A 22,645-nucleotide genomic window follows, 5' to 3' on the forward strand; every position below is an offset into this window, starting at 1 on the left:
ATCACTGTGCTTACTTATGAACGCGGTCGGGAATCGTTGGGGTGGATCCCATGGCTGAAGGACGGTTTCGATGATCCTTTCCGCTGTCCGGGTCGCGATCGTCGGCGCGCTGACCATCGGCTCGATGCTCGGTGCCGTCTCGATCGCCCATGCCGACCCGTCCCCGGCCTCGTACTGTGCGCCGACCGTGGTGCTCGCCGTCGACGGCACGAAGGGCCCCGAAACGCCGGATTCGATCGATCCCGAGAGCCCGCTCAACTCCTACACAGATCAGTACCGCAACAGCCCCGACTTCGCGGTGCGGCACGTGCGGTATCCGGCGGGCATGGTCGCCGGGGTGTTCGGCTGGGACACGTTCATGGACCAGTCGGTGCAGATCGGCGTGCAGAATCTCTGGGCGGAGATCGGCCGGACCGAGGCCGCCTGCGGGCCGCGCACGCGCTACGAGCTGTACGGCTACTCGCAGGGAGCGATCGTCGTGCGCAGGGTCGCGATGGAGATCGACGCGGCGGCGCCCGTGCACGACGACGGCACCGACCTGCAGGACCGGGTGCGGGTGCACCTGATCGCCGACCCGGCGCAGGGCCGGCCCGCGCAGTACGCCGGCCCGCTCGTCCCCGGCATCACGCTGCCCCAGCCGGCGGGCGAGTTGCGGCACATCCCGGTCACCACCGAGTGCCTCGAGGGCGACATGATCTGCGACCCGGAGGGCAACGTCACCGGGTACATCCGCGAGCACGCGACGTATCACCCGTGACGTTCGCGCTGGGCGTCGTGCTCTTCGCGCTGGGGGTCGCGGTGTCCGTCGCCCTGCACGAGGCGGGCCACCTGTGGGCGGCGCGGCGTCTCGGGATGAAGGTGCGCCGCTTCTCCCTCGGGCGTGGCCCGATGCTCTTCTCCGTCCGGCGCGGTGAGACCGACTACGGGCTGGGACTGATCCCGGTGGGCGGGTTCTGCGAGATCGCCGGCACGACCGCGCTCGACGAACTGACCCCCGACGAGTACGACCGCGCCCTGTATCGGCAGAAGACCTGGAAGCGGCTGGTCGTGATGTCCGGCGGCATCGGCATGAACTTCCTGCTCGCCGGGGTCCTCGTCTTCGTGCTCGCCGTCGGGTGGGGGCTGCCGGAGCTGCATCCGAAGGTGGTCGTCGAGTCCGTCGGATGCGTCCCGTCGTCGCAGCGGCCCGGCCCGGGATACGGCCTCGCCGCGTGCGACGGCCCGGGACCGGCCGGGGTCGCGGGGATACTCCCCGGCGACGCGATCCTCGCCGTCGACGGCGAGGGCGTCACCCGGTTCGGCGACCTGGTCGGAAAGATCTGGGACAGCGCAGGAGTCGTCGAACTGACGATCGAACGGCACGGCCGCCGGCTGGTGCTGCCCCTCGCGACCGAGCAGGTGCAGCGATGGGTGGTCGACCCTCGGACGGGGGACGAGCGCTCGACGGCCGTCGGTGCGATCGGAGTATCCGCGCGCCCGCCCGCCGGTCCCGTGCGGTACGACGTGGTGACCGCGGTGCCCGCCGCCCTCGCATTCACCGGCGACCTCGCCGCGCTCACGGCGCACACGGTGGTGGACATGCCGACGAAGGCGGCGTCGCTGTGGCGGTCGGTGACCGGCGGCGAACGCGACGCGGACACCCCGATCAGCGTGGTGGGGGCCGGATCGCTCGGGGGCCGGGCCGTCGAGCGGGGCGCCTGGGAGTCGTTCGTGCTGCTGCTGGTGAGCCTGAACCTCTTCGTCGGCCTGTTCAATCTGCTGCCGCTGCTGCCTCTCGACGGCGGGCACATGGCCGTGGCGATCTACGAGGGTCTGCGGAACCGGGTGCGCGCCCGGCTGGGCCGGCCCGGCGGAGCGCCGGTCGACTTCGTGAAGCTGCTGCCGGTGACGTACGCGTTCGTCGTCGTCGGCGGGGCCTTCATGCTGCTCACCCTCGCGGCGGACATCGTCGCCCCGGTTCGTCCGGCCTGATCCCGGCAAACTTCGTGGAACTTCCCGCAATTCGACCGAATCGGTCTCGCCCCGTTGCGCATGCGGGGGCGAACCGCTTCCATGGAGTGATGCCGCGGTGGTGTTGGGACGAGGACGAACCGTTGTTCGGAGACGTCGAGTCGCCGGTCGGAGGCGCGACCATAGCGGGCCTGTCCGCGCTGATCGCGCTCGTCGCGCTGGCCGTGATCGGGCCGGCCCTGGTCTGATCCGCGGTCGTCAGCGCGCGCCGGGTCCGTCCCCGACGTGCGCGGTGACGGCCACCTCGACCGGCGCGTTGCCGGGAAGCAGATAGACCCCGATCGCGCTGCGGGCGGGCAGTGACGCCGGGCCCAGCGCGCGTTCGACGACCTCCGATGCGCCGTCGGCGACCGCCGAGAGCTCGGTGAAGCCGTCGGCACACGCGATGTACACCACCATCTCGACGCACCGGAACATCGCACCCGGCGGCAGCACCGAACGGACCGCGGCCAGGGCGTTGCCGGCCGCGAGGCCCGCCGCCTCCCGGGCGACGGCCGGGTCCACTTCGCCGCCGACGCGGCCGGTGACGGTCAGCCGGCCGTCACGGCGCGGGGTCATCCCCGCCGTGTGGACGGTCGAGCCGGACAGCACCGCGGGTACGTAGCGGCCGCGCGGCCGCGGCGGCTGCGCGCCGATCGCTGCCCGGCCGATCGCCTGTTCATTCGACACCGAGAGCCACTCCTTCCTGACGGGGATCGCTGCCGCCGCTGAGCACGCCGCGGGGATCGAGAGAGATGATCTGGGCGCTGCCCTCGGCGCCGAGCGGTTCGAGGGTGCGCACGTCGTGCCCCATCTCGGACAGGGCGGTGCGGACCTCGGGCGGGACGTCGGCCTCGATGCGCAGCTCGGCGGGGTCGCCGAGCACGTTCGCGTCGGAGCCGGGGAACACCGTGAACCGGGGCGCCGACACCGCCTCCTGCGGATCGAGCCCGTGGTCGAGGAGGTGCGAGAGCAGCTGCATGTTCCATTGCACCTGCCCGTCCCCGCCGGGGGTGTTGCCGACGTGGAGCAGCGCTCCCGCCTCGTCCGTGACGATCCAGGCATTGAGGGTGTGCAGCGGCTTGCGGCGGGGCCGCACCTCGTTCGGATGCCCGTCGATCAGATACGCGCCCCGCCCCAGCCGGTTGTTCAGGACGATCCCCGTGCCGGGCACGGTGAACTTGGCCCCGAAGGTGAACGCCAGCGAATGGATGAAGCTCACCGCGCGTCCGTCCCGGTCGACCGTCACCAGCGAGGTGGTGTCTCCGCCGGCCACCGTGAACGCTCCGGCGGGCGCGGTCGCCGACAGCCGGTCGCGGCCGGCGCGGATGTGGCCGGGATCGAGGATGCGCGCGGCACCGTCGTTGTCGGCGCCGCACCAGCGCAGCCGGTCCTCGAACGCCGTCCGCGCGGCCCGGGCCATGCGGTCGATCGCCGCCGCGCTCAGGAGCGGGGAGGACCCGACGACGCCGTCGCACAGCGCCGCCTGGTGCAACACCATCCACCCGGGGGTCGGCAGTGGGGTCTGATGGATCACCGCGCCGGCGTACCGGCCGGACAGCGCCTGCTCCGGCGTCACCGTCCCGGTTGCGACCCATTCGTCTCCCGAGAACGGGGCGCCCGCGTCGCGCAGCGCGGCGACGCACCGCTCGGCGAGCGACCCGGTGTAGAACGACGCCGGGTCGTGCGCGAGTTCACGGATGGTGCGCGCCAGGTCGGGTTGCGGCAGCCGGTCACCGACGAGCGGTACGAGACCGCCGTCGACGTACACGGAGGCCAGCCCGGGATCGCTGCGAACGGCGTCCAGCGCCGACCGCACGTCGTCGCGGGTCTTGGCCGAGCAGGGCAACCCGTGCTCGGCGAGGCGCGCGGCCGGTTCCCACAGCTCGGCAAGGCTGCGGGTGGCGCCGCGCCGGTGCAGCGCCGCGAGCGCGGCCGGAGCGCCCGGCACGGCCACCGCGAGGGCGCCGTCCAGCGGGATCGCGGCCAGCCCGCGGTCCCGGTAGAAGTCCGGTGTGCCGCCGTCGGGGCCGTAACCGCTCCCGCCGACCGTCCAGACTGTGCCGTCCGGTTCCCGCACCACGGCGAATGCGTCCCCGCCGAGGCCGCACTGGCCGGGCAGGGTCAGCCACGTGGTCGCGGCCATCGCCAGCGCGGCGTCGACCGCGTTGCCGCCGTCGGCGAGCACCCGCGCCCCGGCCTGGCCGGCCAGCGGGTGGCTCGAGGACACCATGCCGCCGGTCGACAGCGTCGCCGGACGGACCCGCCGCGCTGTCATGCCTGCCGGAGCCGGCGCCGGCGCGGGCCCTCCGGCGGCTCGGCGGGATCGATGCCGACGAAGATCTCGCCGCCGCGCTCCTCGACGGGATAGGTCTTGATCGGCTCCGTGGCGGGAGGGCAGATGGGTTCACCGGTTGCGAGATCGAAAGCGCTTCCGTGGCAAGAGCATCCGATTCCATCCTGCACGAGCTTGCCGGACGAGAGCAGGCAGTCCAGGTGTGAGCAGTAGTTGGATGTCGCGTAGGCCTTCCCGTCCAGCCGTGAGATCGCGAACTCGTAGTCGCCGGCGTAGAAGCGGCGGACGATGCCCTCCGGCACCTGCCCGGAACGGGCCACTCTCTTGAACTCCATGGTCATCCTCCAGGCATTGGGATCTGCTCCGACCGCGGGCGGTCAGGCGACGGGGTCGATGTAGACGGTCTTCTCGGATTGGTAGAACTGCATCAGCGTCGGCCCGGCCTGTTCCTTGAACGTCTGGGTGCTCGACGCCTTGTACCCACCGAACGGAGCGTTCATCGCCATGCCGTTCGTCGGCTGGTTCACCTTGACCAGGCCGGTGCGGGAACGGGCGACGAACTGCCCGGCCCGGTCGAGATCGCGCGTGACGATCGCCGCGCTCAGGCCGAACGCCGTGTCGTTGGCCAGCGTGACGGCCTCGTCGAACGACGACGCCCGCTGGAACGCCAGCACCGGACCGAAGATCTCCTCGGTCAGGATGCGCATGCCCGGCGCGGTGTCGGCGAACACCGTCGGGCGCACGAAGAACCCGTCGCCGAATCCGGTGTCGTCGCAGCGGGTTCCGCCGCACACCAGACGGGCCCCTTCGTCCTGCCCGACGGCGACGTACTCGAGGAACTTGTCCAGCTGGCCGCGGCTGGCGAGCGGACCCATCGACGCCCCCGCCCGCAGGCCCGGTCCGACGGTGAGGGCCTCGGCGCGGGCGACGACCCGCTCGAGCAGGGCGTCGTGGATGTCGTCGATCGCGACGACCCGGCTGGTGCCGGTGCAGGCCTGTCCGGAGAGCCCGAAAGCGCCCTTGACGATCAACGCGGCGGCGGCGTCGAGGTCGGCGTCGGCGAGGACGACGACGGGGTTCTTGCCGCCCATCTCGAGCTGTACCCGCCGGTCCGGGCCGATGCCACGATGGATGGCCCGGCCCACCTCCGTCGATCCGGTGAAGGTGACGGCCGCGACGCGTTCGTCGGCGACCACCGCGGCCCCGGCCCGCCCGCCGCCCTGCACCAGCGCGATCGCCGCCGGGGGCAGTCCGCCGGCGAGCAGCGCCTCGACCAGCCGCTGCCCCATGAGCGGGGTGATCTCGGACGGCTTGAACAGCACCGGATCTCCCGCGGCGAGCGCCGGCCCGAGCTTGCGGGACGGGATGTTCAGCGGAAAGTTCCAGGGGGTGATGGCCCCGACGATGCCGATGGGTTCGCGGACGGTGTAGATCATGGTGCGGCCGGCGGCCGGGTACGTCGCGCCGGTCGCGCGCAGCGCCTCGCCCGCGTAGAAGCGCAGGTTCATGGGGGTGCGGCTCACCTCGACGGTGGCCTCGGCGCGCGTCTTGCCCTCCTCGCGGACCAGTTCCTCGACGAGCGATTCCCGTCGCTCCGCGAGGTGCCGGGCGGCGGTCTCCAGGACGGCGGCCCGGCGCTCCGGTGGGGTGGCGGCCCATTCGGGGGCCGCCTTGTCGAGTGCGTCGACGGCGATGCGCACGTCGGTGGCGTCGGAATCGGGGAACGTTCCGATCAGGTCGGTGGAATCGGCGGGGTTGCGTCGTTCGAAGGTGGCGCCGGAGACGGCCGGCACCCACGCACCGTCGATGAAGTTCAGTCCTGTCACGGCCACCTCAGCTCACCACCTGTTCGCCCAGTTCCCACAGGTCCACGTCCGCGTCGGCGAGCTGGTGCGCGCCGACCGTCCGACCGACGAGTTCGCGGGCGGCAATGATGTCCTCGCCGCGGTCCATGGCGAACGCCGCGGTGAGCACGTCGCCGGCGAGATAGAAGACGGTGAACTCCCCCGAGCGGGCGTCGCCGCGCACGACGAGTTCCGTCGTCCCGGAGGATGTTCCGGTGAACTGGATGTTCGTGTCGTACTGGTCCGACCAGAACCAGTGGGCGTCGTCGGCGAGCGAGGTGCGACCGACGATCGTGTCCGCGACGACCGCGGCCTGCCGGTTGGCATTGTCGAAGTGCTCCACCCGGACTCGGCGGCCGGCGCGGTCGGAGAAGCGGTTCGCGACGTCGCCGGCGGCGTGGATTCCCGGTACGGCGGTGCGGCCCACGGCGTCGACGACGATGCCGTTGTCGGTGGCGAGTCCGCTCGCGGCGGCCACGTCGACGTTCGGCGTGATGCCGATGCCGACCACGACCACGTCGGCCTCGATCGTGTCGCCGGTCGTGGTGCGGACCCGCACCCCGGCCTCGGAGGTCGCGACGGAGTCCACGCCGACGCCGGTGCGCAGATCGACGCCGTTGCGGCGGTGCAGGTCGGCGCAGAACCCGCCGACCGTGGCGCCCAGGACGGAACCCAGCAGGGCGTCGGCGTATTCGAGGACGACCACGTCGACACCGAGACCGCGTGCCGTTGCGGCGATCTCGAGGCCGACGAATCCGCCGCCGACGACGACCAGGCGCGCACCGGGGGTCAGCCGCGGGGCGAGGGCGACGGCGTCGTCGAGCGTCCGCAGGTAGTGCACGAGATCGGGGCGCGTCCCGGAGGTGGGGATCGTGCGCGGGCGTCCCCCGGTCGCGAGGATCACCGCGTCGGCGGCGACGGACCCACCGTCGAATTCCACGCTGCGCGAGGCGGTGTCGACGCGCCGTACCATGACACCGGTCCGGATGTCGATATCGTTGTCGACCAGCCACTTCGGTGTGAGCAGGGAAAGGGAGGCGACGGGTTCCCGGCCGGCGAGGAACTCCTTCGACAGTGGCGGCCGCTGGTAGGGCGCGTGCGGTTCGTCGCCGAGCAGGACGATGCGGCCGTCGAATCCGCGGCGGCGCAACGTGCGTGCGGCGACCGCGGCGACCTGGCCGGCGCCGACGGTGACAACGGTGCGTACGGTCATGACGAACTCTCCTCTTGCGAGCCGGGAAGGACTCGGCGCGGGGCCGGATCGAGATAGACGGTGTCGCCCTCGACGGTCACGGGATAGGTCGGCTGGCAGAGATCCTGGTCTTCCTCGTAGCCGGTTTCGAGGTTGAACCGCCACTGGTGGCCGGGGCAGATGACCCGCCCGTGCAACAGGGTGCCCTTGGCGAGCGAGCGGTCCTGGTGGATGCACAGGTCGGCGAACGCGTACACCCGGTCGTTCGCGTGGAACAACGCGATGCCGACGCCGTCGACCTCGACGCGCAGCTTGCGCCGGCGGGTCAGCTCCTTGACGGTGGCGACGGCGACCCTGTCGCGGGTCGACCCGGGCGGGGCCGAGGCGGCGTCGGTGGACATGATTCTCCTTCGATCGGGGATGGCCGCCGGGACCGGCGCGGGAGGGCCGAGCGGTGGACCCTCCCGCGGTACGGTCACGTCGGTCAGGCCGGAGCCAGCTCGAGGTCGGGAGCGACGTACGTGTCGTACAGGCCCTTGGTGTACGAGAAACGCATCTCCGCGCCCCAGCGCACGAGCTGCAGGCAGCGCTGCTGCAACTGCGGGGTGTCGGCGCAGTCCAGCACGATCTGGTACCCGCGTTCGCCGTGGACGACATCCGAGGTGATGTGCAGGTCGAAGAACTCGATCTCGTCCTCGGTGAACCCGTACACCTCGCGCAGCGGCACGATCTGCTTCTTGTAGATGCTCGGCACCTGCGACTCGAGACCGACGACCAGGGCCGCGGTGGCGACCACGAAGTGCTCGCGCTGCGAGACCGCGTAGCACCACGCCTGCAGGCCGCGGGTGACGGCGTTCATGTTGTTCGGATCCTCGACGCGCTCGCGGGTGGTGCCGCACGCCTCGGCGAACTTGATGAGCAGGTCGGTGTGCCGGATGTCGGCCAGCTCCTCCTCGTACATGTTCTGCAGGGTGAAGTCCTTGGCGTCGGTGAACGTGTCGGGCGTGTTGGAGTAGATGTTCGCGAGGTAGTCCGCGAACGGGCCCACGTAGTGGTAGTGGTTCTCGGCCCACCGGGCGAAGTGGTGCTTCTCGAGCTTGCCCTCGGCCCAGGCCTTGCTGAACGAGGCGTCCTTGGCCTCGCGGCCCTTGATCGCGTTCTCGAGTGCGGCGCGGAACTCGTCGCGTCCGAGCAGTTCGGTCATGGTGGTTTCCCTTTCACGCTGTGTCGTGCGGTCGGGCTGGGGTTGATCCGCGACGTTGCGGAGAACGATCGAAATCGGCTGAGTGAAAGCCTGTTCCGGTCGGTTTCGAAACTAGTGCCGGCGTCGGGGTGCGGCCACGGCCACACTGACCGGAATGCGGCGCCGGCGGGGGTCGAAGTGCACAGTCAGTGCGCCACCGACGCGGTGATCGCCTCGAACTCCGCGAGCATCGCCGCGCCGACGGCCTTGTCCTGCTCGCCGTTTCCGCCGCTGATGCCGACGGCGCCGACGATCTGGCCGTCGAACACCAGCGGGAAGCCGCCGACGAAGATCGCGAACTTGCCCGGCAGCATGTGGCTGATGCCGAAGGCCTCGTTGCCGGGCAGGGCCGGCCCGTTGGGCGGTTCGTTGAACAGGTGCGTGGCGCGTTCGTGGCCCGCCGCGGTGAACGCCTTGGCCATCGCGATCTCGACACCCGTCAGCCGCGCACCGGGGAGGCGGTGCAGGGCGATGACGTTGGCGCTCTCGTCGCAGACGCACAGGGTCTGCTTGACGCCGATCTCCTCCGCCTTCGCGCGGCCGGCGGCGAGGAGGGGGAGCGCGTCCTCGAGGGTGATGCGATGAATTCGATGCATGGGTCTCCACTTTCGGTCTGCGGGAGTACCGGCCTGGCGGAGCGGGAAGCGAGGGTCCGGCCGGTGGATGCGTTTTCGCCAGTGGGCTATTTCTAACAGGGATGCGGCCACGGAGGGACGGTCAGAATCACCCGTACCCGACACAATTCGTGTACAAGTTGCACATCGCCTGCGGACCTTCGACTCTGGTACTTGATGAAAAAGGTGCACGTCGTCCCTCGCGCCGGCGCCCCGCTCGCAGAAAGCAGGTCGACATGGAACCGAGCCCGCGCCTGACCGTCCGGGGTCTGCTCGACGAGTCGCTGATGACCGGGGCGCGGATCGCGTCCGGGCACACCGCCCTCGACCGCGCCCTCACCTGGGCACTGCCGTTCAGCGAGGTCATGGGCCGATTCGACGACCTCGATGCCGTCGCCGTGTACGCCCGTCCGGAGGCGCTCGCCGGCAACGTGCACGCCGTCGCGGCGTTGGCCGCGCGCGGCGCCGCCGCCCTCGTCGTGGACGGCTCGCTGCCCGCGACGACCGCGGAGTCGCCGCTGCCCGCGGGACTCGTCGTCCTCGAGCTGAGCTTCCCGATCGGCTTCGCGGCGCTCAACCGCCTCCTGGCCGAGCGTGCCCTGACGCAGGAGGTGCACGTGATGCGCTACTCGTCGCACGTCCACACCACCCTGGCGGGGCTGCTGCACCGGGGCGCGGGCATGACCCTGCTCCTCCGCGAGGTCTCGGCCCTCGCGCACCATCCCGCCGTCGCGCTCGACGCGCGCGGGCACGTCGTCGCGGTCCACGGCCTGGACTCCGCGACCACGGACCTCGTCTCCGACCGGCTTCCGCGGGCGCTGGCCGAACGGCAGGGCGCGGAGACCACGAGTGGATCCGGGCACGGCCACGACACCCGGGTGGTGGAGCTGTCCGGCGATTCGGGACGCTGGACGTGCACCGCCAGCCCCATCCGCCTGGGCAAGCGGTTCGAGGGCTGGGTCGCGGTGCTCGCCGCCGGTCCCGGCCCGGGCCCGCACGAACTGGCTCAGCACGCGGTCGTCACCGAACAGGCGACGGCGATCATCGGCTCGGAGATGTTGCGGCAGCGCAGTGTCGACGAAGCGGAGGAACGCGCCCGCGGGGACTTCGTGCAGGCGCTCGTGCACGGCAGCTTCACCAGCCAGCACGACATGCAGGCGCGGGCCGGGTATCACGACATCGATCTGACCTCGACGTTCGCGGTGTTCGTCGCGGCCGGGCACGCCCCGGACGCCGGGGGTGCGGGCGTCGAGGGCTCGGGGAGCCTGCTGCGGCTCGCGCGGTACGCGGCGAGCGTGCTGCCGCACCCGGCGGTGCGGTCCTACGTCACCGTGATCGGGGACGTCCTCGTCGTCGTCCGTTCGCTCCGGTCGCACGACCGGCGCGACGTCGAGGCGGAGATCGAGAAGTATGCCGAGGCCATGGCCCTGGACCTGGAGGACCGGCGCGGCCGGCCGGTGCCGGTCGCGCACGGCGCGCCCGCCGTCGGCGCGGACGAGATCCGGGAGAGCTACCGTCAGGCCCGGGTCGCCCTGGGAATCGGGCAGCGGCTGGGCTTGTCCGGCGCCGTCTCCTACCGCGACCTGCGCGGCTACGGCGTGCTCGAACTCGTCGCCGAGACCGACCGCAGCCGCCGCCTGGTCCGCGACGTGCTCGGCCCGATCCGCGCCGGAACCGACCTGCACGACACGCTCGTCGCGTACCTGAGCGCGGGTGGCAACGTCAACGCCGCGGCGCGGGAGCTCAACGTGCACCGGAACACGATGCTGTCCAAGCTCGATCGCATCTCCCGTGCGCTGTCGATGGACGTGCGCCTGCCGGAGAACCAGTTCACGGCGTGGCTCGCGATCCGCCTCGAGCTGCTGGACCAGGTCCACACCGCCGTGGACCGCGAGATCAACTACCGCTGAACAACGTTCACACGCCTGCCAGTTCGGGGTCGCGGCCGAGGAAGGACGCGGCCAGCCCCGCTGCGACGACGACGGCGCACACGACGAACAGCACGGGGTACGACCACGAGTCCACCGCGATGGCCACCCATGCGGCGCCGACCGCCGATCCGCCGAAACGGATCAGGTTGAACAACCCCAGCCCGGTGCCCTGGGCTCCGGCGGGCGAGCGCGTCGACCCGGCCGCGGCCGGGGTCTGTACGAGCGCGCTGCCCACCCCGGTGACCGCGAGCACCGCGACGATCGCCCAGTGGTTCGTCGCCGCGGTCGCCAGGACGGCGGCCAGGGCCGACTGGGCGACGATCAGCACCGCCAGCCCCGCCCGCAGCACCCTCCGGGCGCCCAGCCTGTCGGTCGTGCGGCCCACGATCGGGGCCAGGACGACCATCACGGCGGGCAGCGCGAACAGGATCGTCCCCGCCAGGGCTGTGGACACCCCCGCGCCGGTCAGGTACAGCGGCACCGCGAGCAGGGTCGCACCGAGGCAGAACATCTGACCGAACGCCGCGATCGCGCTGCGGGCGAACCGCGGTTCGGCCACGAGGCGGACGTCGACGAACGGCACCTGCGTGCGCAGGCAGTGCAGCACGAACCACACGAGCACGACGGCCGCGCCCCCGATCAGCGCGAGGGCGACGGGCAGCGCCACGCCGGGCTGCGGGACCAGCGTCAGCCCGAGCACCAGCACCGCCGCGCCGAGCGTCAACGCGGCCGCGCCCGGGCCGTCGAGGCGCATGCGCCGGCCCTCGAACGCGGGAATCCAGCGCAGGGTCCCCGCGAAGCCGATCAGCGCCACCGGCACGAGCGGGACGAACACCCAGCGCCACCCCCAGTGGTCGGCGATCAGGCCGCCCATCGACGGTCCGAGGGCCTGACCGGCACCGTTGACCGCCGCCCAGGCCCCGACGGCCCGCGCCCGCCGCTCGGGCCCGAACAACCACGCGATCAGGCCCATCACGGCGGGCGCGAACGCGGCGGCGGCGACACCGCCCAGCGAGCGCCACGCGACGAGCACCGCCAGGTTGGGGGCCGTCGCGGCGCCGGCCGAGCACACCGCCGTCGCCAGGAGCGCGCCGCAGTACACGCGCCGGCGGCCGAAGCGATCACCGATCCAGCCGGCCAGCGGCATCGACGCCGCAAACGTCAACAGGAAACCGGCGACGACGAGCACCCCGCTCTCGAGCGAGGTGCCGAAATCCGACAGGATCTCCGCCAACGGGACATTCACGACGTTGTTGCTGATCGTGCCGACCAGGGTTCCCGCCAGCAGGGCGGACAGCGCGAGCGGGGTTCCGGAATCGGCGTGCGCCGGGGCCGGAGTCGGCGCGGCAGTACGGGTGGTCATCTGTCTCCTGTGGCTCGCGAGCGATACGGCGGGGCCGTGGCCTCACTGTCTCACCGCGCCCGGTACCGCCGCATCGGCGTCGAATTCGTAAACAGCACAGGCGGACGCGCCCGGAGTGTGCACCCTGCCCAAGGAATCGGGGTTCGCCCGGCGGAAACGGCGGAAGACACAAGTTCGTAGCAATTGTTCACGATCGCGCTACCGGAGGACACGGAAACGCAAAACAGGAACACACTGCACATCTACAGTTCGGGGCACTGTGCAAGGTTTGCGTTGACCAGGCATGAACGAGCGCGGAAAGTTCCACGAACACAGCCCCTCACTCGTTCTGCTCCTGACTTAGGACTCGAATTGGACGTACAACTCACAGCCGCCCACTGGGTCTACGTGGCCGGCATCGTCGTCATCCTGGCCACCATGGCCCTGCGGAAGAACATCGTGGTTCCCGCAGTCATCGGAACGTTCCTGACCGCCTTCGTGTTCTCCGGCAGCATCGTCACCGGACTGTCCTCGATCTTCAACGCCAGCCTCGTGGCCGCGAAGGAGCTGTTCAACATCTTCCTGATCATCGCGCTGGTGACCGCGATGCTCGGCGCGCTGCGGCAACTCGGCGCCGACCGGCTGATGGTCGCGCCGTTCCGCAGGGTCATGCGTACCGGCACCAGCAGCTTCGTCGTGCTGGCCGTCGTGACGTACGTGATCTCCCTGTTCTTCTGGCCCACCCCGGCGGTCCCGCTCGTCGGTGCCGTGCTGATCCCCGTCGCCATCCGGGCCGGCCTGTCGCCGCTGTCGGTCGGCATGGTCATCGCCATCTGTGGCCAGGGCATGGCCCTGTCGTCGGACTACATCATCAAGGTCGCACCGGGCATCTCCGCCACGGCGGCCGGTGCCGACGTCGACGCCGTGGCGGACAAGTCGCTCGTGCTGTCGCTCGTCGTCGGCGTGACCGCGCTGGCGATCACGTTCGTCGCGCAGCGCCGGACGTGGCGGGCGCCGTCGCCGGACCTGCTCGTCGAGTGGGAGGCCGAGGCCGACCGCGGCGCCGACGGCCCGGCCGGCGGCGGATCCGCCCCGACCCGGCAGCCGGTGCAGCCCGAGCCCGTGGGCGGCGGCCCCGCCGGTGGCCCCGACGGTGCCGCGAGCACGGCGACGGCCGTGATCGTCGCCGAGCGCGACCCCGGCAGCTACGAACTCGCCGAGAGCAGGGGCACCGCGAAGGCGTTCGCGATGCTCGTTCCGCTCGCCTACCTCGCCTTCATCGTGTATCTGCTGCTGGGCAAGTTCACCCAGGTGGTGCCGCCCCTGCAGGGTGGGGACGCCGCGGCCATCGTCGGTGGAATCGCGGCGCTCATCCTGTTCGCGGCCGCCGCGTCCAACGACAGGGGCGGCTTCCTCGAGACCACCTCCGAGCACCTCGTCGACGGTCTGGTGTTCGCCTTCAAGGCGATGGGCGTCGTGCTGCCGATCGCCGGCTTCTTCCTCATCGGCAACCCCGACTTCTCCGGTGCCATCCTCGGCTACGCGGACGGCGAGACGGGTCCGGGAATCCTGTTCGATCTCGTCAACGCGGCACAGTCGCACCTGCCGCAGAACCCGTTCGTCACGTCGTTCGGCATCCTGCTCATCGGCGTGGTGGCCGGGCTGGACGGGTCCGGCTTCAGCGGTCTGCCGCTGACCGGTTCGCTGTCCGGCGCGCTGGGCCCGGCGGTCGGCATGGATCCGTCGACCCTCGCCGCGATCGGGCAGATGGGCAACATCTGGTCCGGCGGCGGGGTGATCGTCGCGTGGTCGTCGCTCGTCGCCGTGGCCGGATTCGCCCGCGTCCCCGTCCTCGACCTGGCCCGCAAGTGCTTCCTGCCGGTGATGGCGGGGCTCGTGCTCAGCACGCTGTTCGCCGTCCTGGTCTACTGATTCGCCTGCAGCGCGGTCACTCTCGCGCGGAACGGTGCTTGTCGCGCGCGTCCTCACGCGCGCGGCAAGCACCGACGCGCGCGAGGACCGGTCCGGCATCCCGCCGGAGGAATCCCACCGGGACGGGACGGGTGTCCCTGGCGACCGGGACGCCGGGCGCAGCAGCCTCTCCGTCAGGCGCAGAGCGCGCCGGTACGACGGGAGGGACACCGAACCGATGAGCACAGTGAGCGTGACGGAGGACGGACGCACGGCCGCACGGCGCGCGTCGTCGAGCGCCTGGGCATGGTCGGGGGCCGTCGCCGGGCTCGCCGGGGTCGTCGCCATCCAGGCGAGCATGGGTATGGGCGCCGCCTACGACGAATCCACGGCCGGCAACGCGCCCGCGATCGCCGAGGCGTTCGCGGGCGAACGAACCCCACTGCTGGTGATGCACCTGTCGCTCATGGTCTCGACGGTGCTGCTGCTGATCTTCGCCGCCGGCCTGCAGCGCCGCCTGCGGATCGCCCTGCCCGAGGACAGCCTGCTGCCGTCGGTCGCGGCGTTCGGTCTGCTGCTCACGGCGACCGCCGGACTGCTCGGCGCCGGCCTGGACACCGAGCTGTTGTTCGGGCTGGGCGAGCCGGGACAGATGGTCGCCGAGTTCGCCGTCGTCGGCGCGCACTGGGTCGGCACGATCCCGTGGCTGTGGGTCGGCGCGGGGGTCAGCGGCCTGGCGGTGGCGGCCGCGTCGCTGCGCCACGGCGCGACGCCGCGGTGGCTGGGCTGGGCGAGCGTGGTGCTCGGCGGCCTGACCGTGCTGCTCGGGATCTCCCCGCTGCAATACATGGCCGGCTTCGTCGGTCCCGTGTGGGTGCTCGTCGCCGGCATCGGATTCGCCGTCTCCGACAGGGCGCGCCGATAGGCTGCCGCGCGACGGATCCGGCCGCGGGGCATACTCACCGCATCATGGCTGTCGCGGACGCATCCGAGACGGCGGCGGGCACCGGTGGCGCACCGGTGCCCGCCGCCGTCGTCGCCGTGCTCTCGGGGGGCCTGGCCGTCGCGGCCCTCGTGGTCTTCGCCACCGCCCGCCCGGACCTCGACTCCGATCAGCTGTTCTTCCTCGTCGACGCCGTGGGTGCCGCGGTGTACGGCACCGTCGCCGGCGTGGTGCTGGCGCGCCGGGTGCATCCGGTGCCGATCCTGCTGTCGCTCGCATCGATCGGCGTCGGGCTCTCGGCCCTGAGCTACGCCTGGACGAAGCTCGCGGAGGTGCGGCCCGGGCTGCCGTTCGCCGGGGTCCTCGCGCCGCTGCAGAGCACCGCGTGGATCCCCGGCACCCTGGCGTTGTTCCTGGTGGTGCCCTGGCTGGTCCGCGACACGCCGCTCGACCGGCGCGCCCGCCTCGGCGTGCTCGCCGGTGCCGTGGTCACCGCGTGGTTCTTCTGGGCCCGCACCTTCACCGGCACCGCCGTCGGCTGGCTCGTGCTGCCCGTCGTCACGCTCGGCCTGCTCGCCGCTGCGGACATCACCTACCGGTGGCGGTGCGGCCCGGTCTCCGATCGCATCGGCCTGGGCTGGCTCGCGCTCGGCACCGCCCTGATGGCGGTGTCCTACATCCCGCTGGCGGTGCCCGGCCTGCCGTGGATGCTCACGCCGCTGCTGCACCTGGCCACGCAGGCGTTCTACCCGGTCGCGATCCTCGTGGTGGTGCTGCGGCAACGGCTGTGGGGGCTCGACCTCGCGGTCGGCCGCGCCGCCGTCGCCGGCAGCCTCGTCGCGGTACTCGCCACCGGCTACCTCGCCGTGACCGCCACCGTCGCCCTGATCCTGCCGACGGACGGATCCGTCGTCGCCCAGGCCATCGCCGCGGTCGCGGTGGCCCTGGCCGTGCAACCGGTGCGGGCCTGGCTGACCCGGCGCGTGCACACCCTCGTCTACGGCGAGGGCGACGACCCGGCGAGCGCGGTGCGCCGGCTCGGCCGGCACTTCGCGGGGGCGCAGACGCCGCGGCGGCTGCTCGAGGACCTCGCCGCCGGAGTCGGTGTGGCGCTGCGCCTCGAGTCGGTGACGGTGCGCCGCGGCGACGAGGCGCTCGCCCGATGGGGCACCCCCACCGGGCCCACCGAGCAGGTCGTCCTGCGCGACGGCCGGCTCGAGGTGACCGCCCCGCCCGGTGAGACGCTGGGGCCCCGCAGCTTCCGCGCGCTCGGCGAACTCGCCTCCGTGGTGGAGGCCGGGCTCGTGGTGCTGCGGTCCTCGGAGGAGCTCGACGCGGCGCGCGACCGGCTCACCGAGGCCCGGCTCGCCGAGCGCCGCACCATCCGCCGGGAACTGCACGACGGGCTCGGTCCGTCCCTCGCCGGTATCCGGCTCGGGCTGCAGGGCGCCCGCAACCTCATCGACAGCGACTCCGCCGGCGCCGCTCCGCTGATCGACTCGCTGCTGCGCGAACTCGACCACCAGGTCGAGGGCGTGCGCGAGCTCTCCCGGGGGTTGCTGCCGCCCGTCCTGGACGAGCTGGGTCTTGCCGCCGCGCTGGAGGAGATGTCGGCGGTCCACTCGCGCAGTGGATTCCGCGTCGACGTGGACGCCGATGTGCCACCGGGCCGGGGCGGGGCGGTCGTCGCCGCGGCGTACGGCATCGCCGCCGAGGCGGTCACCAACGCGCGGCGGCACAGCGGCGCCGACGGGTGCCGGGTGCTCGTGCGGGCGGCGGCGGACCGGCTCACCCTCGAGGTACGCGACGCGGGCCGCGGGCTGGACCGGAACGCGCGACGGGGCGTGGGGACGCACAGCATGCGCGAACGCGCCGAGGACGTCGGCGGCACCGTCGAGATCGCCGCGGCGCAGCCGCACGGCACCGTCGTCACGGCGGACCTTCCGTGGGGGCCGTCGTGAACGCCCCCGCGGCGATCGCCGTCGCCGTCGTCGACGACCATCCGGTGTTCCGGCTCGGGCTCGTCGCGCTGCTGGGCACCCTCGACGGCATCGAGGTGGTGGCCCAGGCCAGTTCGGTCGCCGAGGCGCTCGAGGTGATCACCGCGGACGTCGACGTCGTGCTCATGGACCTCGAACTCGGGGACGGCTCGGGCATCGAGGCGACCCGGCAGCTGCTCGGGCGGTTCCCCGAGCTGCGGGTGCTGGTGGTGACGATGCACGAGGACGAGGAGTCGCTCGTCGCCTCGGTGCGCGCCGGGGCGCGCGGCTACCTCGTCAAGGGTGCCGACCCGTCGGGGGTCGAGCGGGCGATCCGCGCCGTCGCGGACGGCGAGGTCATCGTCGGTGCCGCCGTCGCCGCCAAGGCCATCGGGGCGATGGCCGCCTCCCGCACCCTGGCGCCGGCGGTGTTCCCGGAACTCACCGATCGCGAACGCGAGGTGCTGGACCTGATGGCGCGCGGGCACGACAACGCGACCATCGCCCGCCGGCTGGTGCTGAGCCCGAAAACGGTGCGCAACCACGTGTCGAACGTGCTCGGCAAGCTCGGCGCGGCCGACCGGTCGACCGCGATCGTGCGGGCCCGCGAGGCCGGTCTCGGGGCGTGAACGTCCGCTCGGTTCGGTCACGGACTCCGCTCGGTTCGGTCCTTCAGTCCGGGGCGCCCCGGCTCCTAGGGTGAACGAGGTCGGGCGTGACGGCTGTCACGAGCCGCCGCCCCTCGCATCCGCAAAGCACGGGAAGGAACCCTGCACTGTGACCTCCGAGGCATTCATCTACGAAGCCATCCGAACTCCGCGCGGCCGCGGCAAGAAGACCGGGTCGCTGCATTCGGTCAAGCCGATCTCCCTGGTCACCGGCCTGATCGACGAACTGCGCGTGCGGTTCCCGGACCTGGACGAGAACCGCATCTCGGACCTGATCCTCGGCGTCGTCGGACCGGTGGGCGACCAGGGTGCCGACATCGCCCGCACCGCCGTCACCGCGGCGGGCATGCCCGACACCGTGGGCGGCGTGCAGATCAACCGCTTCTGCGCCTCCGGCCTCGAGGCCGTGAACATGGCCGCGCAGAAGGTCCGCTCCGGCTGGGACGAGCTCGTCGTCGCCGGTGGCGTCGAGTCGATGTCGCGGGTGCCGATGGGCTCGGACGGTGGCCCGTGGGCCCTCGACCCGGCCACCAACTACGACACCTACTTCGTGCCGCAGGGTGTGAGCGCCGACCTGATCGCCACCATGGAAGGCTTCAGCCGCGAGGACGTCGACGCGTACGCGCTGCGTTCGCAGCAGCTGGCCGCGGCGGCGTGGTCCGGCGGGTACTTCGCCAAGTCCGTGGTGCCGGTCAAGGACCAGAACGGCCTGACCGTCCTCGACCACGACGAACACATGCGTCCCGACACCACCCTCGCGGGCCTGGCCGGGTTGCAGCCGTCGTTCGCGATGGTCGGCGAGATGGGCGGTTTCGACGCCGTCGCGCTGCAGAAGTTCCACTTCGTCGAGAAGATCGACCACGTCCACCACGGCGGCAACAGCTCCGGCATCGTCGACGGCGCCGCGCTGGTGCTCGTCGGCTCCGAGCAGGCCGGCAAGGACATGGGCCTGACCCCGCGCGCCCGCATCGTCGCCACCGCCACCTCGGGTGCGGACTCGACGATCATGCTCACCGGCCCCACCCCGGCCGCGCACAAGGTCCTCGCCGCCGCCGGCCTGACCGTGGACGACATCGACCTGTTCGAGATCAACGAGGCGTTCGCGTCGGTCGTGCTCAAGTTCCAGAAGGACCTGAAGATCCCGGACGAGAAGCTCAACGTCAACGGCGGCGCCATCGCGATGGGGCACCCGCTCGGCGCCACCGGCGCCATGATCACGGGAACGATGGTCGACGAGCTCGAGCGCCGCGGTGCCCGCCGCGCCCTCGTCACCCTCTGCATCGGTGGCGGCATGGGCGTGGCCACGATCATCGAGCGTGTCTGAAACTTCGGAAGGGACTGGGGAATTCACAGTGACTGAGAACAACATGATCGGCTGGGAGCGCGACGCCGACGGCATCGTGGTGCTGACTCTCGACGACCCGAACCAGGGCGCGAACACCATGAACGAGCTCTACAAGGCGTCGATGAAGGCCACCGTCGACCGCCTGGCCGCCGAGAAGGACGACATCACCGGTGTCGTGATCACCTCCGCGAAGAAGACCTTCTTCGCCGGCGGCGACCTGAAGAACATGATCAAGGTCGGCCCCGAGGACGCGCAGCGGATCTTCGACGAGGTCGAGGGCATCAAGGCGGACCTGCGCCGGCTCGAAACCCTCGGCAAGCCCGTCGTCGCCGCGATCAACGGCGCGGCCCTCGGCGGCGGTCTCGAGATCGCCCTGGCCACCCACCACCGCATCGCGGCCGACGTCAAGGGCGTGCAGATCGGCCTGCCCGAGGCCAGCCTGGGCCTGCTACCCGGCGGCGGCGGCGTCACCCGCACCGTGCGCATGCTCGGCATCCAGACCGCGCTGATGCAGGTGCTGCTGCAGGGCAACAAGTACAACCCGGTCAAGGCCAAGGAACTCGGCCTGATCGACGAGGTCGTCGGCTCGATCGACGAACTCGTCCCCGCCGCGAAGGCGTGGATCAAGGCCAATCCCGAAGGTGGCGTGCAGCCCTGGGACAAGAAGGGCTTCAAGATCCCCGGCGGCACCCCCGCGTCGCCGTCGTTCGCGGCGAACCTGCCGGCGTTCCCCGCGAACCTGCGCAAGCAGCTCAAGGGCGCCCCGATGCCCGCCCCGCGGGCCATCATGGCCGCCGCCGTCGAGGGCTCGCAGGTCGACTTCGACAACGCGTCGAAGATCGAGGGCCGCTACTTCACCGAGCTGGTCACCGGCCAGGTCGCGAAGAACATGATCCAGGCGTTCTTCTTCGACATGCAGGCCATCAACTCCGGGGCGTCGCGCCCCAAGCAGGCCGACGGCACGCCGTTCCCGAAGACCACCTTCCGGAAGGTCGCCGTGCTCGGCGCCGGCATGATGGGCGCGGGCATCGCCTACGTGTGCGCCAAGGCCGGTATGGACGTGATCCTCAAGGACGTCTCGATCGAGTCGGCGCAGAAGGGCAAGGCCTACTCGGAGGGCCTCGAGGCCAAGGCGCTCGCCCGCGGCAAGACCACGGAGGAGAAGTCCGCGGCGCTGCTCGCCCGCATCACGCCGACGGCCGACGCCGCCGACCTGGCCGGCGCGGACCTGGTCATCGAGGCCGTGTTCGAGAACACCGGCCTCAAGCACAAGGTGTTCCAGGAGATCGAGGACGTCGTCGCGCCGGACGCGGTGCTCGGGTCGAACACCTCGACCCTGCCGATCACCGGCCTCGCCGAGGGAGTGAAGCGCCAGGAGGACTTCATCGGCCTGCACTTCTTCTCCCCGGTCGACAAGATGCCGCTGCTCGAGATCATCGCGGGGGAGAAGACCTCCGACGCGACGCTGGCCAAGGCGTTCGATCTCGCCCAGCAGATCCGCAAGACCCCGATCGTCGTCAACGACTCGCGGGGATTCTTCACCTCCCGCGTCATCGGCACGTTCGTCAACGAGGCGATCCGCATGGTCGGCGAGGGCATCGAGCCGGCCACGATCGAGCAGGCCGGTTCGCAGGCCGGCTACCCGGCTCCGCCGCTGCAGCTGTCGGACGAGCTGAACCTGACGCTGATGCAGAAGATCCGCAAGGAGACCGAGGCTGCCGCCGAGGCGTCGGGTCTGAAGGTGCCGCAGGACGATTCGACCACCGTCGTCGACTTCCTCGTCGACGAGGGCCGCCCGGGCCGCGCCGGTGGCGGCGGCTTCTACGAGTACGCCGACGGCAAGCGCACCCGCATCTGGCCGGGCCTGCGCGAGAAGTTCAGCAGCGCGCCCACCGACATCCCGATCCAGGACCTGATCGAGCGGATGCTGTTCATCGAGGCCATCGAGACCCAGAAGTGCTTCGACGAGGGCGTGCTGCGTACCACCGCCGACGCCAACATCGGCTCGATCCTCGGCATCGGCTTCCCGGCCTGGACCGGTGGCGTCGCGCAGTACATCGCCGGCTACCCGGGCGGTAAGGAGGGCTTCGTCAAGCGCGCCGAGGAACTCGCCGCCAAGTACGGCGAGCGCTTCACCCCGCCGGCGTCCCTGCGCTGACGCGCCCGTGCGTGGTTTTGGTAGCAATCGCTGCCAGAACCACACACGAGTTGTCCACAGGCAAGGGCTCCCGACCACGGTCGGGAGCCCTTGCCCGTCGCCGGGTCGGCCATCATCGACGGCATGGGGGACGACTTCGGGAAGAGCGAGATTCAGAAGCTGGTCGACGATCGGGCCGGCCTGGTCACACAGGCGGAGCTGACTGCGCTGGGGGTGGGCCGTGGAGCGGTCCGGCATCTGCTCGATACGGGACGGTGGCAACGTGTCCTGCAGGGCGTGTATGCCGTCAGCAGCGGACCGTTGACGCGGACCATGGTGCTCCAGGCGGCCCTGCTGTATGGGGGCGGAGCGGCGATGCTCAGTCACCGGACCGCGGCGGAGGTGTGGGGCATGCTTCCGGTCGACGACACCGCACCGGTTCACCTCACCGTTCCCGTGGGGAAGTCTGCGCTGCCGCAGCGAGCCACGGTGCGGGCACCAGGACGGAAAGCGAAGCTGCCGGTGTCGAAGCCGACTGCCGTTCTCCATCCGGGGGTAGTCGTGCACCGGTCACGGGCACACGCACACATCGGCGTCGATCGGTACTTGCCGCGCACGACCAAGGTCGACACCGCACTGGATCTGGCCACCGCGCAACCGTCGCCGCGGGAGGCGTACCTGTCGCTGATCGCCACCGTGACGAACGCCGGCATCCGACTGGCCGATGTGCGTCTGCGACTCGAGGAACGACCGCCGTATCGGTATCGGAGTTCGCTGGCAGAGGCGGTGACGTTGCTCGCAGACGGGGTGCAGTCCGTGCTCGAGTACCACTACGCGATCGACGTCGAGCGTGCACACGCTCTGCCCGTGGCGCGCCGGCAGAGTCCGGTCGTCGTGGACGGCAGGACCCTGTACGAGGACTGCACGTACGACGGCGCCGGATGCCCGCTCACGGTGCGGTTGGACGGCAGGTGGGTCCATTCGATGCGCGAAGTCGCCTTCCGTGACCGGCGCCGCGACAACGCCGCCGAGCTGGCCCGCCGGTCGCGACTGGTTTTCGGCTATCGGGAGGTGGCGTCGTCGCCGTGCGACGTCGCGCGGGAGGTCGAGACGGTACTGACCCGGCTGGGCTGGGTCCGGGACGAGCCGAACCCCTGCAGCTGCCGTGCGCGGTTCTGGTAGCGGGCACTACCAGAACCACGCACGGGCGG

Annotated in this window: 20 protein-coding genes; 11 read left to right on the forward strand and 9 right to left on the reverse strand. The window is 71.4% G+C overall.

The features are described 5' to 3' along the window. Positions 1-70: 70 nt before the first annotated feature. The 3 genes from HFP48_RS02440 (at position 71) to HFP48_RS02450 (ending at position 2,198) form a co-directional block, all read left to right on the forward strand. Complete coding sequence (locus HFP48_RS02440; protein ID WP_006943145.1) at positions 71-757, forward strand: cutinase family protein; 687 nt, start codon at positions 71-73, stop codon at positions 755-757. Further along, a complete protein-coding gene (locus HFP48_RS02445) occupies positions 754-1,971 on the forward strand; it encodes a M50 family metallopeptidase (RefSeq protein WP_168578965.1) in 1,218 nt (405 codons plus the stop codon). The genes HFP48_RS02440 and HFP48_RS02445 overlap by 4 nt, the downstream gene beginning before the upstream one ends. Before the next feature lie 89 nt (positions 1,972-2,060). Continuing rightward, positions 2,061-2,198 carry a hypothetical protein gene (locus HFP48_RS02450; protein WP_006943148.1) on the forward strand — a complete coding sequence of 46 codons (138 nt, stop codon included), beginning with the start codon at positions 2,061-2,063 and terminating at the stop codon, positions 2,196-2,198. Positions 2,199-2,208: 10 nt separating this feature from the next. Here HFP48_RS02450 and HFP48_RS02455 read toward each other — a convergent pair whose 3' ends face one another. The 8 genes from HFP48_RS02455 to HFP48_RS02490 all read right to left on the reverse strand — a co-directional run bounded on the left by HFP48_RS02455 (position 2,209) and on the right by HFP48_RS02490 (position 9,160). After that, a complete protein-coding gene (locus tag HFP48_RS02455) occupies positions 2,209-2,679 on the reverse strand; it encodes a RidA family protein (RefSeq protein WP_210432797.1) in 471 nt (156 codons plus the stop codon). Beyond that, positions 2,669-4,267, reverse strand: coding sequence for a gamma-glutamyltransferase (locus HFP48_RS02460; protein ID WP_161997228.1), 1,599 nt, complete (start codon positions 4,265-4,267; stop codon positions 2,669-2,671). Before HFP48_RS02460 ends, HFP48_RS02455 begins: the two co-directional genes overlap by 11 nt. Further along, complete coding sequence (locus HFP48_RS02465; protein WP_102800412.1) at positions 4,264-4,620, reverse strand: non-heme iron oxygenase ferredoxin subunit; 357 nt, start codon at positions 4,618-4,620, stop codon at positions 4,264-4,266. Before HFP48_RS02465 ends, HFP48_RS02460 begins: the two co-directional genes overlap by 4 nt. Before the next feature lie 42 nt (positions 4,621-4,662). After that, on the reverse strand, positions 4,663-6,117 hold the full coding sequence (locus tag HFP48_RS02470; RefSeq protein WP_168578966.1) for an aldehyde dehydrogenase family protein: 1,455 nt from the start codon (positions 6,115-6,117) through the stop codon (positions 4,663-4,665). A 1-nt stretch (position 6,118) separates the two neighbouring features. Beyond that, the gene (locus HFP48_RS02475; protein ID WP_168578967.1) at positions 6,119-7,342 is read right to left on the reverse strand and encodes an FAD-dependent oxidoreductase; all 1,224 of its coding nucleotides are present in this window, start codon (positions 7,340-7,342) and stop codon (positions 6,119-6,121) included. Further along, positions 7,339-7,722 (reverse strand): Rieske 2Fe-2S domain-containing protein, encoded by a 384-nt coding sequence (locus HFP48_RS02480; RefSeq protein WP_168578968.1) that lies wholly within the window; start codon positions 7,720-7,722, stop codon positions 7,339-7,341. The genes HFP48_RS02475 and HFP48_RS02480 overlap by 4 nt, the downstream gene beginning before the upstream one ends. Positions 7,723-7,805: 83 nt before the next feature. Continuing rightward, complete coding sequence (locus tag HFP48_RS02485; RefSeq protein WP_006943160.1) at positions 7,806-8,525, reverse strand: iron-containing redox enzyme family protein; 720 nt, start codon at positions 8,523-8,525, stop codon at positions 7,806-7,808. Positions 8,526-8,710: 185 nt separating this feature from the next. Next, a complete protein-coding gene (locus tag HFP48_RS02490; RefSeq protein ID WP_168578969.1) occupies positions 8,711-9,160 on the reverse strand; it encodes a heme-binding protein in 450 nt (149 codons plus the stop codon). Between the two features lie 254 nt (positions 9,161-9,414). Here HFP48_RS02490 and HFP48_RS02495 point away from each other — a divergent pair, with 254 nt between their 5' ends. Continuing rightward, positions 9,415-11,088 carry a helix-turn-helix domain-containing protein gene (locus HFP48_RS02495; RefSeq protein ID WP_044476309.1) on the forward strand — a complete coding sequence of 558 codons (1,674 nt, stop codon included), beginning with the start codon at positions 9,415-9,417 and terminating at the stop codon, positions 11,086-11,088. Positions 11,089-11,095: 7 nt separating this feature from the next. Here the strand turns inward: HFP48_RS02495 and HFP48_RS02500 are convergent, their stop codons facing one another. Next, positions 11,096-12,472 (reverse strand): MFS transporter, encoded by a 1,377-nt coding sequence (locus HFP48_RS02500; RefSeq protein WP_168578970.1) that lies wholly within the window; start codon positions 12,470-12,472, stop codon positions 11,096-11,098. 351 nt (positions 12,473-12,823) lie between these two features. Here HFP48_RS02500 and HFP48_RS02505 point away from each other — a divergent pair, with 351 nt between their 5' ends. The 7 genes from HFP48_RS02505 to HFP48_RS02535 all read left to right on the forward strand — a co-directional run bounded on the left by HFP48_RS02505 (position 12,824) and on the right by HFP48_RS02535 (position 22,616). After that, positions 12,824-14,383, forward strand: a complete 1,560-nt coding sequence (locus HFP48_RS02505; RefSeq protein WP_168578971.1) for a hypothetical protein — start codon at positions 12,824-12,826, stop codon at positions 14,381-14,383. 217 nt (positions 14,384-14,600) lie between these two features. Then, positions 14,601-15,287, forward strand: coding sequence for a hypothetical protein (locus tag HFP48_RS02510; RefSeq protein ID WP_029547129.1), 687 nt, complete (start codon positions 14,601-14,603; stop codon positions 15,285-15,287). 44 nt (positions 15,288-15,331) lie between these two features. Continuing rightward, on the forward strand, positions 15,332-17,266 hold the full coding sequence (locus tag HFP48_RS02515; RefSeq protein WP_168578972.1) for a histidine kinase: 1,935 nt from the start codon (positions 15,332-15,334) through the stop codon (positions 17,264-17,266). Further along, the gene (locus tag HFP48_RS02520) at positions 17,251-17,913 is read left to right on the forward strand and encodes a response regulator transcription factor (RefSeq protein ID WP_065923126.1); all 663 of its coding nucleotides are present in this window, start codon (positions 17,251-17,253) and stop codon (positions 17,911-17,913) included. Before HFP48_RS02515 ends, HFP48_RS02520 begins: the two co-directional genes overlap by 16 nt. A gap of 148 nt (positions 17,914-18,061) precedes the next feature. Beyond that, the gene (locus HFP48_RS02525; RefSeq protein ID WP_006947448.1) at positions 18,062-19,276 is read left to right on the forward strand and encodes an acetyl-CoA C-acetyltransferase; all 1,215 of its coding nucleotides are present in this window, start codon (positions 18,062-18,064) and stop codon (positions 19,274-19,276) included. 28 nt (positions 19,277-19,304) lie between these two features. Continuing rightward, on the forward strand, positions 19,305-21,455 hold the full coding sequence (locus HFP48_RS02530) for a 3-hydroxyacyl-CoA dehydrogenase NAD-binding domain-containing protein (RefSeq protein ID WP_065923125.1): 2,151 nt from the start codon (positions 19,305-19,307) through the stop codon (positions 21,453-21,455). Between the two features lie 123 nt (positions 21,456-21,578). Next, entirely contained in the window at positions 21,579-22,616 is a 1,038-nt protein-coding gene (locus HFP48_RS02535) for a type IV toxin-antitoxin system AbiEi family antitoxin domain-containing protein (RefSeq protein WP_168578973.1), read from the forward strand. Positions 22,617-22,645 lie beyond the last annotated feature (29 nt).

Source organism: Rhodococcus sp. DMU1 (assembly GCF_012272955.1).
Taxonomy (GTDB): domain Bacteria; phylum Actinomycetota; class Actinomycetes; order Mycobacteriales; family Mycobacteriaceae; genus Rhodococcus; species Rhodococcus aetherivorans.